The organism is Pontibacter sp. GD7 (assembly GCF_058216375.1).
Window position 1 is genome coordinate 124,269 of the sequence record NZ_JBYZMP010000010.1, and the last position, 18,110, is coordinate 142,378.

Below are 18,110 nucleotides of genomic sequence, written 5' to 3' on the forward strand. Positions count from 1 at the left end.
TGATAATTCTTATTAAACAAGTAAGATTATAGACCTAGTGATAGCGTGAAACCATAAGAACGAACTGATGGAAGTGCACCACCCTCTAAACCTTGAATGTTAGTGATAGAGTTTGTGATGTTTGATGGGTCGATGTGCTCAGAGTTAGAGCTGATCAACCAAAGGTTTCTACCCACAAACGAAAGCTTCACATTGCTGAAAGGTGTCTTGCTTACTAAAGTGCTTGGCAGAGAGTAACCAAGAGACATCTCACGCAGGTAGATATAGCTTGCATCTACGATATCAGCAGCAGCGATTCTGTAACCAGCGTTGTAGAAGAAGTAGTTACCAGCAGAAACAACTTTCTTGTTCTCGCTGCCATCAGCCAATACACCTGGTGTAACCATACCGTTCTCTCTGATGTCGCCTTCTGCAGTCTCTGCAAGGATACCTGAGTATTTACCCCACATCTGTGTAGTAGAGAAGAAGTCGCCACCTTTCTGGAAGTCTACAAGGGCAGAAAGCGTAACGCCTTTGTAACGGAATGTGTTCGTAACACCACCAGTGAAGTCAGGCAATACAGAACCAATTACTTTCTGCTCACTTGATCTCAGGTAGTAACCGTTAGAACCAACAACTTTATTGCCTTTGTCGTCATATACATAGTCATAACCTACGATAGAACCAAATGACTCACCTTCACGTGCTTCAAGACGTACTGCAAAAGGAGCGTTTACAAGTACGATTGTCTTCTGCTCATCTGTCAGCTTCACGATCTTGTTGTCGTTCTTAGCCCAGTTCACGTTCACATCCCAAGAGAAGTCGTTTGTTCTGATTGGCGTGCCATACACGTTCAATTCAACACCTTTGTTCTCTACAAGACCAGCGTTCACATACTTGAAAGTATGACCAGTGGCAGCAGAACGGCTGATAGCAAGGATCTGGTTCTCAGTCTGTCTGTTGTAATAAGAGAAGTTTGTACCTAATCTGTCATCAAACAATCTGAACTCGGCACCTACTTCGTACTCTGTAGTGATCTCTGGCTTAAGCTCGTTGTTTGGCAGTGTGTTTGGCACTGATACTCTAGAGTAGTTACCAAATGGCTGGTTCAGGCTGTAAGAAAGCAATGTGTTGTAAGGATCTGTATCGTTACCTACTTTCGCTACCGCAGCACGTACTTTAGCCATGTTCAGCCAAGAAGCACCGATCAGGTCTGTGAATACATAAGAGGCAGACACAGATGGGTAGAAGTATGAGTTCTCACCAGCAGGAAGTGTAGAAGACCAGTCGTTACGGGCAGCAATGTCTAAGAAAAGAACATCCTTGTAACCCAATGACGCACTACCAAACACTGAGTTGATCTGCTTTTCAGATTTACCTTCAGAAACGCGTGGGTTACCAACTGACGCGCTCAGGTTGTATACTGCAGAGCTAAGACCATCTACAGTTGTACCAAACATAGTCGCACGGTTCTGCTTCATTCTATTGGCACCTACATAGGCGTTCAAAGAGAAAGTCTCGCTAAGGTCTTTGTTATAGTTAACTACACCTTGCAAGTTGTTCTCCATAAAGTTGATCTTGTACAGGCTGTAAGACGGGATAGACTGCGAACCGATCGCGATGCGCTCTTCCTGCGTCTCAGAGTAAGTATCCGTAGAGCTTCTTACATCGATTGTGATGTTGTCAGTAAGCTTGTAGTTAGCAGAAACGTTACCGAAGATTCTGTTTCTACCGTCGTTCTGGTAGCTCATGTAACGGATCCAGTATGGATTGTCCGTATACTTTGGCTTAGGGTTATCCCAGGCAGTACGGTTCCATGTAAGCTGCGTACCATCAGGTAGCATGTAGTTTTTAGCACGGTCGATGTCCAGCTGGCGCTGCCCCCACTGCGTAAACTGCAGCATCAGGTTGTTTCCGTCGTAACCAGTACCCGGACGACCAACCGCCTCGTGTGTTACATAGTTTGCGCTTGCAGAAACTGTAAGTTTCTCATTCAGGTTTAAAGCACCGTTAAAGCCTAAGTTATGACGGTTAAGCTTAGAGTTTGGCAGAATGAAGTTCTGATCAAGGTTTGAGTATGACAAACGGAAAGATCCTTTTTCGTTTGCACCATCAAAAGCGATCGTGTTTGTAAGTGTTTTACCAGTCTCGAAGAAGTTTCTAATGTTGTCTGGCTGCGCTTCCCACTTGGCTAACGCACCGAAGTTAGGGTTGCCGCTGTCTTTGTCCCAGCTCCAGTAAGGGCGGTACAGTTGTCCTTCATACTTAGGTCCCCAAGATTCGTCCACGTTGTAGTCCGGAACAAGGTCATAGCTGCCTTTGCCGTCGTTGTCGTTGTAGGCACCGTCTCTTCCTTCAGGGAAGGCTTCTGGGTTCTCATTCTTGTAAAGTTTAGTAAAGCCGAAACCACCACCATATGTATTCTGGTAGTTAGGCAGCTTATATACTTTATCCATAGTGTAACCTAAAGTATAATTTACACCGATACCATCTTTCTTAGAGCCTTTTTTAGTAGTGATCATGATCACACCATTGGCACCACGCGAACCATAAAGCGCAGTAGCAGCCGCACCTTTCAGTACAGTTACTTCAGCAACATCGTTCGGGTTGATATCCTGGATCGGGCTACCGTAGTCGTAACCACCGCCACCACGCTGCTGATCAACAGAGTTAGTGTTTGAGTTTGAGATCGGAACACCGTCCACTACGAAAAGGGCGTTGTTATCGCCGTTGATAGAGCTAACACCACGCATGGTAACTTTTGCAGAACCACCCATAGCGCCAGAGTTTGTACCAACCTGCACACCGGCAACTCTACCAGAAAGTGAGTTAACCACGTTGGTTTCACGTACCTGGCTTAGCTCGTCGCCGCCAACTTTCTGAGCAGCATAACCGATAGATTTCTCTTCACGCTGGATACCAAGAGCCGTTACCACAACTTCGCTTAGTTGCTGTGTGTTTAGCGGCAGGCTTACGTTTATTGTATTATTAGAGCCGATAGCGCGCTCAATGGTTTGGTAACCAATAAAGCTGAATACCAGCGTATTACTACCTTCTGGCGCATTTAGCGAGTAAGTACCATCTGCTGATGTGGCAGTACCTACTGTTGTACCTTTTACTAATACCGTAACCCCAGGCAAGGCCTGGCCTGAGGTAGCATCTGTCACCTTACCGGTGATAGCCCTACTCTGAGCCATTGTTTCAGGCACTAGAGCAGAAAGCAAGAATAGACATAGAAGTACTATCTTTTTCATTATTCTGTTTGGTTTAAGGTTAATTGATTAAAAAGTAATTCTCTCTTCCGGCCAGGTTAAAAACCTGCATTGTTACCAGAAGCAAAATGTTAAATCACCTTGCGGGTGCTTAACACCGGGGGCGCTCTAACTGCCACATAACTTGCTCAGGCAAGGGTACAAGGCAGTTCTTTTTAAGTTGGTTTAACCAAGCGGCAAACCAATCTTTGTTTTCAATGTGGTCAGGTAGTGTGTATCTTCCTGCTGGCCGTGAGATCACCAGCGTTAGCGGAAGGGGGCGTGTTTTTGGTTAGCTTTTAGTAGTTGTTCTTCATACAGTGCCTTTATCGTTTATTATTAAGCTTTATTTAAAATCAACTATTTCATCTGGAATTGCCTGTACTTCTTTCAAACCCAGGCGCAAAGTAAACAGTTAAACATCATTGTTCAAACATGTATCGGCATTAAAACTTTAGACCTGGATAAAATCTATACTTACCCACAAACAGAAGCGGCAATCATTAGATCATTTGCACCTTGAGGTTGACTGATGTAAACACTGCGAATAATTGGCAGTATTATCAGTGTGGTGCAAATCCTTTTAAAACTGTAGAATTGTATTTTTAAAACACTTAGGTAAGGCCAGCGCTGAAGGATAACACAAAACAGCCCCTATGCCTCAAAACCTGAAGCACTTCCACAGCTAAAAGGCAGGCTAAAGACAAAACGACTAAAGTATGGCCCAAACCATATTGCGTTTGTTTCTGTGCCTGAGATTAAAGATTTAAGGAAAAAAAGAAGATAAAGAGGAGCTTGTACTACAAAGCTGATTCGAATTGAGAGACAAAGCAAGTCTTTCCATGTTGATGTATGTTTAAAGTGAGATATACATCAAGTTTAGGCATTTTTTATTTGGTTTACAAATTTCGGGCATTTTTTTGCCATCAATATGCCTATGACTTATTTATTGACCAAAGCCAACCAAATCATAATTATCAGCCGCTCAGGCGGTTACACTTATATTTAGATTAATTATAAATATTTAAATATTGTTTATAATTATAAAGCAAAACATTACTGTGCATAACTATACATTTAGCCTGGCACAGATTATAATATGTGGCTTAAAGCATTCTTGATGCTTATCTGATTGGATGCCAAAAAGATGAATCGGGAAAAAACAGTCTAGCTGAAGATAGTATAAACAATAAAGGCCATAACATAGGCTAAACCACTCATGTAAAGCAGCTGTGCCAATGGCCACATCCAGCTTTTGGTTTCGCGGCGTACAATGGCCAGCGTACTTACACACTGCATGGCAAAAAGGTAGAACACCATAAGCGAGAATGCCCGGGCAGGTGTGAAGAACGGATCCCCGTTACTGTCTTTCTCGGCTTTGAGCTTATCCTTTATAGTAGACACGTTTTCTTCTTCGCCTATACTATAGATCGTAGACATAGTGCCCACAAAAACCTCACGCGCCGCAAAGGATGTAAGCAAAGCTATCCCGATCTTCCAGTCATACCCTAGCGGGCTGATAACAGGCTCCATGGTGCGGCCAATAATGCCGGCATAAGATGACTCCAGTTGGTGCGAAGCTACAAGATTTTCGGTTTGCGTATCGTTCAGGTTAGCCTGTATTGCTTCTGCCCTCGCTTTCTGCTCTGCCACCTCAAAGTTGTTACCCGGCCCGTAAGAAGCAAGCACCCAAAGTATGATCGAGATAGCCACAATTACTTTACCGGCTTCCAGCACAAACGTCTTCGACTTTTCTACAATAGTAAGGCCAACGTTTTTCCAGCGGGGCATTTTATACACCGGAAACTCCATGATAAAGTAGCTACGCTCTCTGGCTTTAAGTATAACCTTTAGCAACAAGGCCGAGAAAATGGCAGCCAGAAAGCCCAGCAAGTATAAACCCATCAGCACAAGGCCTTGCAGGTTCAGGAAGCCCAGGTAATATGTTTCGGGTACAACCAACGCAATAAGCACTGTGTACACCGGAATACGCGCAGAACAACTCATCAATGGCGTTACAAAGATGGTTATCATGCGGTCTTTCCAGTTTTCGATCGTTCTGGCCGACATAACTGCCGGCACGGCGCAGGCAACCCCGGAAATAAGCGGCACCACACTTTTGCCATTAAGACCAAACTTGCGCATGATCTTGTCCATCATAAAGGTAACGCGGGCCATGTAGCCGGTTTCCTCCAGTATGGCAATAAAAGCAAACAGGATAGCGATCTGTGGCACAAAGACCAGCACGCCTCCCAATCCCGCAATCACACCTTCCGTTAGCAGGTCAATCAATGGCCCATCGAAATTACTTTGTATTAACCCGTTTAGCCCGGCAATGCCTTCATCTATCAGGTCCATGGGGTAGCTTGCCCAGGCAAAAATCGCCTGGAATATCATAAACAGGATAACTAAGAAGATCAGGTAACCAAATACCTTATGCGTTAAAACCTGGTCAAGTCGGTTGCTGAACTTCTCGTCTTTGGTGGCCTTCTCTACCCGCACAACATCAAGCAAAAGCTCATTTATGCGTGTATAACGCTCTATGGTTTCACTGGCCTGTAATGCTACAGAGTTAAATCCGGATTCGGCCAGCGTTTTCTCAAGCCAGGCCACGTCAGCCTCAGAAAGGAAACGGAGGTTCTTATATTGATGTGCGTAATGGAGCGCCAGGTAATCGTTAGACAGGGAGAACCTTGCCTTTATACTTTCAAGCAGCGGCTTAAGCTCCTCCGGGATATCGAAAAATGACACCCTGGTAGCCTCCAGCTGCTGGGTCATTACAATTTTAAGGGCCGCCACACCAACGCCTTTGCGGGCATTCATGGGTATAACCGGAACACCGAGCTCACGCTGCAATGCGTCAATATCTATCTTTACCCCTTCCTGCTCTGCCACATCCACCATGTTCAACGCCAATACTGCCGGTATTTTAAGGTCGGCCAGTTGCGTGAATAGCAGCAGGTTGCGCTTCAGGTTAGAAGCGTCTGCGGTAACAATAACAAGATCAGGGTAATGCTTGGAAGCTGGGTCGTAGAGCAGGTCGATTATAACACGCTCATCCAGCGACTTGGGGTACAGGCTGTAAGTGCCCGGCAAGTCGATGATCTCAGCGCGCAGGCTTGGCGTAAGCTGGCTGTAACCTGTCTTTTTATCAACTGTAACACCCGGAAAATTGCCCACTTTCTGGTTCAATCCGGTTAGCTGATTAAACAAGGATGTTTTACCAGAGTTAGGATTTCCAACCAGTGCAACCCTTACCTTGGCATGGCTTAAGGCAGTTTTTTCGGTTTTAACAATTTCAGGCTGAGTGATAACAGTCATGTACTTAGATTACTGCTTAAGCAAAATAGTCTCGGCTTCGTCTAATCTCAGCGACAGCGTGTAGTCGTTTACAATAATGGTAACGGGATCACCGAAGGGAGCGCGGCTGTTCAATTTTACTGTAGTGCCAGGTATACACCCCATCTCAAGCAGCTTTAATCCCATCTCAGGATCCTGGAGGCAACAGATCACCCCGCTCTCACCTATATTGAGGTCTCGCACACTTTTACGTCCCTCCATCTCTTCTACCTTATTTCGCACCACGCTAGCAGTTTTTATTTAGACTGTGTATAAACAATCGCAAGTTACAAGGTGTTCAAGATTAAAGCAAAAGTTTTGGTAATTTGAGGCTTTGGAAATGTGTAGATTAGGAAATTTAAAGATGGGGAGATGAGAAAATCAGGCAGATTGGAGTTTTGGAGATTAGAGATTGCGTGTTAATCTAATTTAGATGGTATTGCCACAACGACTACATCACAGATTACACTATTGCTTATCTTTGTAAAATCCTTTTCTATTGTAAATCCAGATAAAGCGTCAATATGGTCAAAAAGCTTGCACAGTTAACCCGTCTTCCTGTGTATCCCTACCTGGTGGCCATGTTTCCGGTTCTGTACGTTTTTAGCCAAAACATTGGGCTTACCAATGTGGCTACTGTGTGGCTCCCTCTTTTGATAGTGTTTATACTAACTTCAGTTACCTGGGCATTATTTTACAAGATATTTAAAGACAAACACAAATCTGGCATTCTGGCAGCAATCCTGATGCTGATGGCGCTTACCTATGGCCAGCTATACGCGGCTACAGACCAGGTATTGCTATTCGAATACGAATTGCACAAGCACCGCTACATTATGGCTGCCTGTATACTCACCTTCATTCTAGTGAGTTGGGTTCTTAAAAGTGTCTCCCGCAGCTCGGCAGCAAAGTTTGGCAAAATGGCAGGAGTTGGCTCGCTACTTTTGTTTTTAATGCCGACCATAACGCTTCTGGCTTCTTATCAACAGTCTGAAAACAGCACACACCCTGACCAAGCGAATTTTATTGAAAAGTATAAGCAAGCCACTGATATAAGCGCTGTGGCACCACCTGATGTTTACTATTTTATACTTGATGGCTACGGCCGTGAAGACATACTCCGGGATCGGCTTGGTTTCGACAATTCTGCATTTATCAGTGAGCTGGAGAAACGGGGGTTTTATGTAGCGAAGAAGAGTCATTCTAATTATTCCCAATCGCTGCTTTCTATTACCTCCTCGCTCAGTATGAATTACCTTCAGGAGTTGGCTCCGCCTTCAGAACATACAGTTAGTATGCTGCATTCTATACTAAAACACAATAGTGTAGTTAATAACTTTAAAAGATTAGGATACAAAACTGTCAATAATAACTCAGGGTACGACTTTACCAGGATAGTTAATACAGACTTGACACTATCGCCTGACTTTAGCTTCACAGAGCTGGACAACGCTGTTTACGCTAACTCCGTGGTGCCTTATTTATTTAACAATGATTTTACAGTTAAGTCCATAACTTCTGGCAAGCTGGGTTTTATTCAATCGTATATGTACGAACAGCACCGCGAGAAAGTGAAGATGGGATTGACTGAGCCGCGCACTTTGCAGATTGAAAGTAAAAAACCGGTCATGGCCTTTATACATGTTTTGCTTGCACACCCTCCTTTCGTATTCGACTCTTCCGGTGCACCAGTCACGCCAAATGCTCCGTTTTCTTTGGTTTTAACCCACAAGTTTACAGATAAACAGGCCTATACAGATTATTTTACCAAAGGGTATACAAACCAGGTAATTTACGGGAATAAGGAGTTGCTTAAAACGATAGATGCGATACAAAAGCGCAAAGGCAGGCAATCAGTTATTATTTTGCAGGGAGACCATGGTCCCTGGACAAAGCCTAGCTATGATGACATGGATGCGGCAGGTTACTCGCAGAGGATGTCGATATTAAACGCAATGTATTTCCCGGATTCAGAGGCGCACCGTGGTCTATACCCGGAAATTTCTCCGGTTAACACCTTCAGGTTTGTTTTTAATCATTATTTTGGTGCCAACTACACCCTGTTACCTGATAAGATGTTTTACTCTGCTTATGAACAGCGGTTTAACTATTATGATGTTACCGATACTATAAAATAACCTCCCATAAATGATCTTACTCTATATTGACCCAGGTTCCGGTAGTATGCTTTTCCAGCTTTTGATAGCCGGCTTGCTAGGTGCACTGTATGGCATCAAGCTGTTCTGGACACGCATTAAGCTGTTCTTCGCCAAACTCTTTCGCAAAAGGTAATATATGATAAGTCCGGCAAACAGCTCTTTCCGGGATCCGGCCGGTTATGTATACCGTGGCGAAGATGGCCACCTTTACAGAAGCGTGAGCCAAGGCTATAACGAGCAATACCGGCTTTTGATAGACAGCGGTTTGTATAAATCACTGGCAGACAAGGGATGGTTGGTCTCTCACCAGGAAATTGAAACGGAAGCCAATGGACAGCCAGTTTATACTTTATACCCTGCTGAGATCCCATTAATCTCCTATCCGTTTGAGTGGTGCTTTAGCCAGCTGAAAGAGGCCGCTTTACTGACACTTGACATACAACTGGAGGCGCTTAAGCATGGGATGTCGTTGAAGGATGCAAGTGGGTATAATGTTACTTATCACAATGGAAGGCCTGTTTTTATGGATACCCTATCTTTTGAAAAGCATACTGAAGGGCAGCCATGGAAAGCTTACAGGCAGTTCTGTCAGCATTTTTTAGCGCCTCTTGCTTTGGCAGCTTACCAATCTCCGGAACTGATCAGGCTGTTGCAAAACCACTTGGATGGTGTTCCGTTGCCATTAGCCAGCAAGCTGCTACCAGCAAAATCATACTTTTCTGTGGGCTTGTTGCTACATGTGCATCTGCACGCCAAAACACAACAGAAGTTAAGTCACAAGCAAGCCAGCACAGCATCCGTTAATAACAGCTCCAGCCAAAATGTGCTTCATCTGGTAACTAATCTTAGGGTCACTATAAGCAAGCTGGCTTGGAAACCAAAGCAAACTAACTGGGCCAACTACTACACAGAGAGCAACAACTACACCGACAGCAGCATGCAGCACAAGGAGGAGTTGGTTGAGATGTTTTTGTCAAGTATAAACGCTTCAAAAGTATGGGATATTGGTGCCAACACAGGCAAGTTCAGTGAGATTGCAGCAAAGTATGCCTCGCAGGTTATAGCAACAGATTTTGACTTTGAGGCGATTGAACTGCTATACCTTAAAACGAAGGGTAACAGAACTATACTTCCACTTGTATCGGATATTGTAAACCCAAGCCCTGCCATTGGATGGCGTAACCAAGAGAGAGCCTCCTTACTAGAGCGTATTCAGCCAGACACGATCCTGGCCTTAGCAGTGGTGCACCACCTGGCAATTGCCAATAACATACCGTTTGCTATGGTTGCCCGTTTACTGGCCTCTAAGTGTCAGCATTTAATTATAGAGTTTGTTCCTAAGGAAGACTCGCAGGTACAACGCATGCTGCAGGGCCGGGAGGATGTTTTCAATGCTTATACAGAGGAAGATTTTGCAGATACCTTCGGAAACCATTTTCATATTATTCAGAAACATCAATTAAAAGACTCCGAAAGAACTTTATACTTAATGCAGAAGCGCTAATTCAAACCTACTCCGCAAAAAACACCCGCTTTACCCGAGTGCTTACATTCGTCAGAAGCTCATAAGGAATAGTGTTGATGCGCTGCGCCAGCTCTACCAGCGTTAGTTGCGGCCCAAAAAGTATGACCTCATCGCCGGCTTTCACATCAACGCCGGTTACGTCTATCATACACATATCCATGCATACATTGCCGATGATTGGACATCTTGTACCTTTTATGATTACCTCGCCCACTCCGTTGCTAAAGCCCCTGTCGTAGCCGTCGGCGTAGCCAATGGCGATGGTAGCCGTGGTTTTATCGGTGGAAGCAATGCCTTTGCGACTATAGCCCACGGTGTCGCCCTGCTTTACATGCTTCACCTGCGAAATGGTGGTTTTAAGTATACTTACTGGCCTGAGCGCCTCCTGCTCCGAACCTGTGGCCTCCACACCATACAAGCCAATGCCAAGCCTGACCATATCCAACTGGTGCTCCGGAAAGCGCACGATGCCTGCCGAGTTCAGGATGTGTTTGATGATCGTGTACCCTAGACGCTCTTCTACTTCAGCAGCCATACTTCGGAAGGTGGCGATCTGTAGCTGCGAAAAATCGTTATGCAAGGCCTCATCGGCTCCGGCCAGGTGACTGAAGGCACTTACCACCTGCACGTTCGGGTAATGGCGCAATTGGGCAAATAGCGCGTCAAAATCTTCTTCCACGAAGCCCAGACGGTGCATGCCCGTATCCAGCTTCAGGTGTATCTTGTAGCTTTCTTCTTTCTCTGTTGATTCCAGAAAAGCAGTGAGCAGCTCCAGAGAGTATATTTCCGGCTCCAGGTTATACTGTTTTATCTTTGCAAAACTATCCGGCGATGGGTTCATGACCATAACAGGCAACGTAATGCCATTTTCACGCAGCATCACGCCCTCATCGGCATAGGCCACGGCCAGGTAATCTACCCTATGAAACTGCAGCAGATTGGCTACCTCAAAACTGCCGCTGCCGTAGGCAAAGGCTTTTACCATTACCATCAGCTTGGTTTCGGGCTTAAGTTTAGAGCGGTAGTAGTTCAGGTTATGCACCAGGGCATCCAGGTTAACCTCCAGCACGGTGCCGTGCACTTTCTGCTGAAACGCATGCACGATCTTCTCAAACTCGAACACGCGTGCGCCTTTAACCAGGATCACCTCGTTTTTGAACCGGCCCGGCGAGAACTGCTGCAGAAACTCCGGGGTAGAAGCATAAAACTCGACAGGCAGCTGAAACAGGTGTTTATACTTGCTGATAACCGGACCGATGGCAATCAGACATCCCACTCCGCGTGCCTGCACCAGTTCCGCAACTTTGCTATACAGCTTCTCCTCCTCCAGCCCAGACTCCAGCAAATCAGAAAGTATAACGGTACGTTTTCCGCGTTGTGGCTGGCTTGCCAACAGGTCAAGGGCAATGGCCAGACCGCCAAGGTCGTTGTTATAAGTATCGTCTATGAGGTAGCATCCGTTTATGGCTTCCTTCATCTCCAGGCGCATGGCCACCGGGTGCAGCTTGTCTAGTCGGTCCTGTATCTCGGCCAGTGGCAGGTTGCGGTACAATAAAAAAGCCAGGCAGTGCAACGCGTTCTCCACAGAGGCCTCGTCGGTAAACGGAATTGCCAGGCGTTGCTTTTGCCCCTTATAAGTATAAACTACAATGGTTTTATGCCCGGCGGTGGTAGTGGCTTTAATGTAAACATCAGCGTTTTTATGCTTGTGGCTCCAGGTAAAAGCCCTGATGCCATGCGCCTGAACCGCTTGCTCAATTTCCGGGTAATCGGAGCAATAAAACAACAGCTCCACTTCCGAGAAAAGCGTTATTTTTTCCTCAACCTTTTGCTGCAACGAGTCAAAACCCTCGTTATGCGCGCTGCCGATGTTTGTAAAAATTCCGAAGGTAGGTTTGATGATCTGCTGCAACTTGTGCATCTCACCGGGTTGGGAAATACCTGCCTCAAAAATGCCAAAAGTATGGTTAGGCTCCAGTTGCCAGACACTCAGTGGCACGCCCAGCTGCGAGTTATAGCTTCTCGGGCTTTTCACTACCAGTTCATCGGGACTTAATAGTTGCGCCAGCCACTCTTTTACAATGGTTTTGCCATTGCTGCCGGTTATGCCTACCAAAGGTATAGAGAACTGCTCGCGGTGCCAGGCTGCCAGTTTTTGCAGAGCCTCCAAGCCGTTGCGCACCAGCAAAATATTTGCCTCTGGCAGTTGTGTTTTTAATGTATCAGCATCGCCCTGCTCTACCACAAACTGGCGCACACCCTGCCCATACAACTGCTGTAAGTAGCGGTGTCCGTCGTTATACTTGCCCTTGATGGCGAAAAACAGCGTACCAGCCGGCTGAGAAAGTTTTCTGCTATCGGTGAGCAGGTGCACAAGCGCTGTAGGCTGTACTAACTGCACAACCTTGCCCTGTACTACTGTTGCAAGCTGGTCGAATGTAAGCATGATATCCGTTTTATACTTTTACCAAAGATAGGAGGCTGCGTTAGAAGTTAAAAAGGTATAAGGTTAAAGAGTTAGAAAGTTAAAGGGCTCCGGGGCTGCCGGGATTTTAAGTTAACAGTCGCTGTTTAACTATCAACAATCTGTACCTTTGCGCAATTTACTTTTTTACTGCGTTGGATACCGTTAACAAAAAACCATATTACGCTGCCGGCCTGAGCGCATTTATCATCTGGGGCTTTATTCCTTTCCCGCTAAAAGCCCTGGCAGCCTACCCCTCCGGACAGATCTTATACTTCAGGGTGGTGCTGTCTGTGGCGCTGCTGCTGCTGATATGCGCTTTGTTCAGGCAGAAACAGGTAAAGAACACTTATGCACTTGTAAAAAGCAGCCTGCCCACTGAAAAGCGCAAATTCATACTTTATACTTTTCTGGGTGGGGCCTTGCTTACGGTCAACTGGCTGTCGTTTATCTATGTGATCAACCACATCAACATACAAACAGGCTCTTTCTCTTACCTGCTTTGCCCTATTATTACGGCTGTACTCGGATTTATACTTTTGAAGGAGGAACTGCGACTGAACCAGTGGGTAGCCATTGCCCTGAGTGCGGTAAGTTGTGCTTTGGTTGGTTCCGGGGAAATCACCAGCCTGCTGTTTAGTTTGTTTATTGCCCTTAGCTACGCTTTTTACCTCATCACGCAGCGCATTCTAAAAGATTACGACAAGATCGTGCTGCTTACCTTGCAGCTGCTGCTTTCGTTTGCCTTTATAGGCCCGTTTTATACTTTCTTCAGTGAGGGCGCCACGATGGAGTTAGGCTATGATTTCTACTTTAATGTAGCCTTGCTAAGCGCGGTCTTTACGGTGCTGCCACTTTTCCTGAACCTTTTTGCCTTGAAGGAACTTACCTCAGGCACCATTGGCATCCTGATGTACATCAACCCAATCCTGAACTTTATAATGGCCTTTTTATACTTCGGCGAAGAAACCACCACGCTAAAAGTTCTGGCCTATATCACCATTTTTATCTCGGTAATTATCTATAATATCAACCTGAAAGGCCGAAAGAAAAGCGGCGATGGCCTGGTAATACCACCTGTGGGCACAACGGCTGTTGGCAAGTAATCACATCAAGACTGGCACATAAAAAAGCCCCGGCAATTGACTAACTGCCAGGGCTTTTTTTATACTTTAGTTTTTACTGATTTTGCTGTTTCTGTTTTCTTTTCATCTCATCCAGCTTATGCATAGCCCTTGCCGCTGAGTCCTGGTTTGGACGCATCTCACCAAAGCGGTTGGCCTGCTCTGCGGTAACAGAAGTATCGCCGATAGGTGCCGGACGAGGGTTGTTCAGGTTAGCGGCACTTTTGCTTTTCTTTACAATGGCCTCTGAAGTACTGGTATCGTCGGTGGGGTTTGAGGCTGGCCTGTCGTAGTTACAGCCAAAGCCAACAACCGCTGCAAATGCCACGGCAACCCCTGTTTTAAATATATTCGGTATTGTTTTCATGTCCGTTTTTGATTGCTTATCTGCTTATTTTTAACGGCCACGACACTAATTAGTTATACTTTAAACCCTTATAAGCTCTGCGGCGACACCTGCCCTAAAAGCCTATCCCTATCAGAAATCCGGTTCTGGCTTTATTGCCCTCCTGAAAAGAAGTAACGAAATCTACCCGCACAATTTTAAAGATATGCTCTATGCCCAGGCCCAACTCCAGGTAGTTTCTCGACTCTTTGGTGTTGAGGTAGTTCAGGCTAACCACCTCCTGCCACTTCAGCTTACGAAACAGCGGCACTTTGTTGAACAGGAAGCCATTAAAGTGATGCTCGAAGTGGCCCTCCAGGTACTTGTTGTTGGTGCTGTAACGGTAGTAGTCCAGCAGCTGGAAGCCGTTGTATGCGCCGGCAAATATGGTACGGTTGCCATTAAAATGCTTGTAATCCATCAGGCGCATATCCTCCTTACCCCAGAAAGTGCCTGTAGTTAAACTATACTCACTGGCACCAAACAAGCCAAAGCTCACATTATCGCTGATGGTAAGATTTGCCAGGTTATACTTTACATCGCCTCCCAGGGCTTTTATACTTCCACGGTAACTCAGGGTAAACCGGGGGTACTTAGAGCCGATGTTGATCTTGTCGTCGGGGTGACTGATATACTTCATACCCGGTTTAAAACTAAGGGCGGCACTCAGCGTAAGCGCCTCATGGGTTGAGAAGGAAGCATCAGCCAACTCATCGTTCACGGGCACATTCGGGGTAAACCTGCTTCCATTTTCACCGTTGCTGTCCCTGAAACTGAAATCGGTGCTGTTTTGCAAAGGTATACGCTGGGCATAGTTTACATTTGTGCTAAGGTTAAGCCCGTTCAACAGCTCTGTTCGCCACGAAACCTGCGCAAAATCACGCTGGTAAAGCTTCATGTAATTTTTCTCCCGCACCAAAGTATAAATCGTGTTCACGAAGGGCGAGATCGGGTTCAGGTTGTTGATCTGGTATACATAGCGGCCGCCCTCTACCTGTATGTTGCTGTTTTTAAAAGGGTCGTAGCTGTAGCTTAAGCGTAGCTTACCGTTCAGTTTTCCGTTGGCAAACCCATACCTAACGGTTGGCTCTATGGCATAGGCACGGCGGTCTTCAAAGCTTTTAATGTAGGCCATACGCACATCTGCCACCACACCCTCCACGGTATTGTACTGCAGTATACTTGAGCCGCCTGTAAGCCCCAGAACCGGGTCAAAACTATAGCGTTTGCGCTCATAGGTGTTGTAATAAGTATAGCCTCTCATAAAAAAGTTGCCTATGGAGGGCTTGTTGCGGATGTGGTCGATAGAGTCTTTGTATGCCTGCGAGTTTTTGATCACCTCCATGCTGTCTTTTTTGGTATAATCGCGCACTTCTTCCTGTGTCAAGGGTACCGGTCTTACCGAGGCCCAGTAGGCCGAGTCGCGTTTGTTGGCCTCTTTATCAATGGCCAGCACCTCTTTTTTAGACAGCAGCTTTTCATCGACAACCGGTTGCTGCTGCTCTGGTTCTATCTCCTTCGGTTTAACTATTTTAAACTTAGCCTTGCGTGGAGATTTTGCCTGGGCCAACGCCTCTTTTTCGGTTTCCGGATCGATTTCCTCTACCACAGGCGGCTTGCTGTAGGCTGGCTGCACTTTATACTTCGAGTATACCCCCATGGCATAGCCGCCACCTTTAAAGCCCAAACCAGCTGCCTCAAAGCTAAAGCGCTGCGATACCGGAAGCCATACATGTGCCGCCACAGGCGCATATACCTGCCGCACCCGAATCCAGTCCACAAACTCAATCCCGGCATCTTTGGTAAGCCGCAGGTCGGTGCTGTGAATGCGCCAGCTGCCGTCTACGATGTAAATGTTGCCCGAAAATACCGGGTCGTTTTTGCGGCGTGGGATAACCTTTATTTTGTTGATAGTGCGCCCGTTCTCCTCAAAAGTGCCCAGGTATTCGTAGCGGTAGAAAAACAAGGCATTGTTGGCCATCGGCGACACAAAACCACGCTCACTCAGACCCTGTACCTTCAGCAGGTTATCGTAAAAACTGATGTTCATTTCGGATGCCTGGTTAAAGCTGAAGCCTTTTTTCTGGCCACTCACTTTACTCGAGATCATCCGTTCGTGTATCTTGTTCGGCTTTTTGAAGTTGAGAACGGAAACCGACTCCGACAAGTATACTATACCGGTATCCACATCCACCACCTTTATGCCCAGCACTTTTGGCGGCACTTTGTCCAGGCGGTAAACGCCTTTCATGTATACCTGTGCCTGCCATGCGTTTACCTCGTTCTGGTGATACTTTCGTAACCGGATAGCATTGCGCATAATGGCATAAGCCGGGTCTTCGTCGGTAGCTTGCACAATTACCTCCTTTAGGTTCAGGACTTCCGGCATCAGCTGCACGTTCAACTCTTTAGTGCCATCGGTTATAATTACCTTTTCATTGCGGGCGCGGTAGCCTACATACTTAAATTCAATGGTATAAGTGCCGGGCTCCAGCTGCAATTGGTACAAACCCTGGTCGTTGGTGGCGGTTCCGCTGGCGGTTTCGTTTATGTAGATGCTGGCAAAAGGCAGGCCCTGTCCGTTTTCGTCGGTAACGCGGCCTTTAAGGATGCCGGCCCAGGCTACATCTGGCAGTAAAGTAAAAAGCGGTAGTAACAACAGGTAATAAGGGCGCATGCACTTAGCTTTTAGGATCCGGATTATTCAGGGTTGCTGCAACTGCCTTGTAACAGAAACGCCACCACCCTGAACTACAATACGAAAAGACGTAAAGATTAACCTTCTGATTGTTGGTATAACTTCAAAAAGCCACACCCTTTCGTACTGATAATGCAATTTATACTTCTAACGCTAAACGCCCTTACTTATGATTATATTTTATTAGCCAAGGCAGTGAATTTATGGTTGGCTTGAGTTTGACTCCTTCGGAGCCTGTTTTTTGGCCAGCCTGTTCTTGTAGCCTACATTCAGGATAACTCCCACCAACACCAGCGCCATACCAGCATACGACCATACGCTAAATGTTTCGCCAAAGAAGATGTAGCCCAGGAACAGCGCGTAGATGATACCAATGTAGTTAAGGGTAGCCACTTTAGAAAGCTCCTCAGACTGGTAGGCCATGGTCATGTAATATTGCGCTAGCTGGGTAAGCACTCCCACAAATATAAGTATGGGCCAGTCCCAGCCTTCAGGTTGCACCCAGTTAAAAGCGGAGTATAAACCGGTAATGGGCAGCGCCACCAACGGAAAATAGAACACGATCACCAGCGGGTGCTCCCTGGTGTTCAGCCTCCGGATCATGTTATAGGCGATTCCGGCAAACAGGGCACTTGCCACCCCCAGGCCCAGGTAGAAAGGCGAAATGCGCACATCCACCCCCTCAATTACCAGAATACCGGAAAACGAGATCAGGAAAAACAGCCACTGCCACGGCTTCACTTTCTCTTTTACTATAAAAATGCCGAGTATGGTAGTGAAGATAGGCGACAGGTATTGTATGGTAACCGCAGTGGCCAGTGGTATATGCTGTAGCGTGATGAAGAAAAGTATAAGCGCCGCAGCCCCGGCCACGCCACGCGCTATCAAAAGTCCGTGGTGGGTGCCCAGCACGCTCACGTTTTGGCGCTTCAGCATGGCCCAGCTCATCACCAGCGAAATGCCGGAGCGGAAAAGTATGATCTCCACTGCCGGTATATGCGACACCTCCTTCACGCACACGTTCATCAGCGAAAAGAAGAACGTAGACAGCAGCATGTGCTGTACTCCTTTTGATAACATACCCTACATTGTTTTCACTACAAAGGTCTGGGTTTATATGTTGCTAAAGAAGCTTTTTTAGCAGAAGTATAAAGTATAGATTCAGAACTCTGCTTTGCGGCAACTT

General features: G+C 46.2%; 11 protein-coding genes. 4 read left to right on the forward strand and 7 right to left on the reverse strand.

The window, feature by feature from the left end:
* Positions 1-26 precede the first annotated feature (26 nt).
* The 3 genes from AC4BAP_RS15340 to AC4BAP_RS15350 all read right to left on the reverse strand — a co-directional run bounded on the left by AC4BAP_RS15340 (position 27) and on the right by AC4BAP_RS15350 (position 6,812).
* Positions 27-3,233: a SusC/RagA family TonB-linked outer membrane protein gene (locus AC4BAP_RS15340; protein WP_490583548.1), complete on the reverse strand. Its 3,207-nt coding sequence runs from the start codon at positions 3,231-3,233 to the stop codon at positions 27-29.
* Positions 3,234-4,397: 1,164 nt separating this feature from the next.
* Positions 4,398-6,551: a ferrous iron transport protein B gene (feoB, locus tag AC4BAP_RS15345; RefSeq protein WP_490583549.1), complete on the reverse strand. Its 2,154-nt coding sequence runs from the start codon at positions 6,549-6,551 to the stop codon at positions 4,398-4,400.
* A 9-nt stretch (positions 6,552-6,560) separates the two neighbouring features.
* Complete coding sequence (locus AC4BAP_RS15350) at positions 6,561-6,812, reverse strand: FeoA family protein (protein ID WP_490583550.1); 252 nt, start codon at positions 6,810-6,812, stop codon at positions 6,561-6,563.
* Between the two features lie 281 nt (positions 6,813-7,093).
* On the opposite strand from AC4BAP_RS15350, the gene AC4BAP_RS15355 reads away from it, so the two are divergent.
* Genes AC4BAP_RS15355 through AC4BAP_RS15365 form a run of 3 tightly spaced genes read left to right on the forward strand, consistent with a single transcriptional unit; the run spans position 7,094 to position 10,232 of the window.
* The gene (locus AC4BAP_RS15355) at positions 7,094-8,707 is read left to right on the forward strand and encodes a hypothetical protein (protein ID WP_490583551.1); all 1,614 of its coding nucleotides are present in this window, start codon (positions 7,094-7,096) and stop codon (positions 8,705-8,707) included.
* 10 nt (positions 8,708-8,717) lie between these two features.
* Entirely contained in the window at positions 8,718-8,861 is a 144-nt protein-coding gene (locus AC4BAP_RS15360; protein WP_490583552.1) for a hypothetical protein, read from the forward strand.
* A gap of 3 nt (positions 8,862-8,864) precedes the next feature.
* Complete coding sequence (locus AC4BAP_RS15365; protein ID WP_490583553.1) at positions 8,865-10,232, forward strand: class I SAM-dependent methyltransferase; 1,368 nt, start codon at positions 8,865-8,867, stop codon at positions 10,230-10,232.
* Between the two features lie 7 nt (positions 10,233-10,239).
* Here AC4BAP_RS15365 and AC4BAP_RS15370 read toward each other — a convergent pair whose 3' ends face one another.
* A complete protein-coding gene (locus tag AC4BAP_RS15370; protein ID WP_490583554.1) occupies positions 10,240-12,699 on the reverse strand; it encodes a bifunctional UDP-N-acetylmuramoyl-tripeptide:D-alanyl-D-alanine ligase/alanine racemase in 2,460 nt (819 codons plus the stop codon).
* Between the two features lie 173 nt (positions 12,700-12,872).
* On the opposite strand from AC4BAP_RS15370, the gene AC4BAP_RS15375 reads away from it, so the two are divergent.
* Positions 12,873-13,823 carry an EamA family transporter gene (locus AC4BAP_RS15375; RefSeq protein WP_490583555.1) on the forward strand — a complete coding sequence of 317 codons (951 nt, stop codon included), beginning with the start codon at positions 12,873-12,875 and terminating at the stop codon, positions 13,821-13,823.
* Between the two features lie 73 nt (positions 13,824-13,896).
* On the opposite strand, the gene AC4BAP_RS15380 is transcribed toward AC4BAP_RS15375, so the two are convergent.
* The 3 genes from AC4BAP_RS15380 to AC4BAP_RS15390 all read right to left on the reverse strand — a co-directional run bounded on the left by AC4BAP_RS15380 (position 13,897) and on the right by AC4BAP_RS15390 (position 18,004).
* Positions 13,897-14,208 (reverse strand): hypothetical protein, encoded by a 312-nt coding sequence (locus AC4BAP_RS15380; RefSeq protein WP_490583556.1) that lies wholly within the window; start codon positions 14,206-14,208, stop codon positions 13,897-13,899.
* A gap of 94 nt (positions 14,209-14,302) precedes the next feature.
* Positions 14,303-16,903, reverse strand: a complete 2,601-nt coding sequence (locus AC4BAP_RS15385) for a DUF5686 and carboxypeptidase regulatory-like domain-containing protein (protein WP_490583557.1) — start codon at positions 16,901-16,903, stop codon at positions 14,303-14,305.
* 222 nt (positions 16,904-17,125) lie between these two features.
* The gene (locus tag AC4BAP_RS15390; RefSeq protein ID WP_490583558.1) at positions 17,126-18,004 is read right to left on the reverse strand and encodes a DMT family transporter; all 879 of its coding nucleotides are present in this window, start codon (positions 18,002-18,004) and stop codon (positions 17,126-17,128) included.
* Positions 18,005-18,110: the final 106 nt, after the last annotated feature.

Coding starts and splice junctions, on each gene's coding strand:
- AC4BAP_RS15370 (WP_490583554.1), bottom strand. CDS start 12,699: ATGCTTACATTCGACCAGCTTGCAACAGTAGTACAGGGCAAGGTTGTG.
- AC4BAP_RS15360 (WP_490583552.1), top strand. CDS start 8,718: ATGATCTTACTCTATATTGACCCAGGTTCCGGTAGTATGCTTTTCCAG.
- AC4BAP_RS15385 (WP_490583557.1), bottom strand. CDS start 16,903: ATGCGCCCTTATTACCTGTTGTTACTACCGCTTTTTACTTTACTGCCA.
- AC4BAP_RS15380 (WP_490583556.1), bottom strand. CDS start 14,208: ATGAAAACAATACCGAATATATTTAAAACAGGGGTTGCCGTGGCATTT.
- AC4BAP_RS15340 (WP_490583548.1), bottom strand. CDS start 3,233: ATGAAAAAGATAGTACTTCTATGTCTATTCTTGCTTTCTGCTCTAGTG.
- AC4BAP_RS15355 (WP_490583551.1), top strand. CDS start 7,094: ATGGTCAAAAAGCTTGCACAGTTAACCCGTCTTCCTGTGTATCCCTAC.
- AC4BAP_RS15365 (WP_490583553.1), top strand. CDS start 8,865: ATGATAAGTCCGGCAAACAGCTCTTTCCGGGATCCGGCCGGTTATGTA.
- AC4BAP_RS15390 (WP_490583558.1), bottom strand. CDS start 18,004: ATGTTATCAAAAGGAGTACAGCACATGCTGCTGTCTACGTTCTTCTTT.
- feoB (WP_490583549.1), bottom strand. CDS start 6,551: ATGACTGTTATCACTCAGCCTGAAATTGTTAAAACCGAAAAAACTGCC.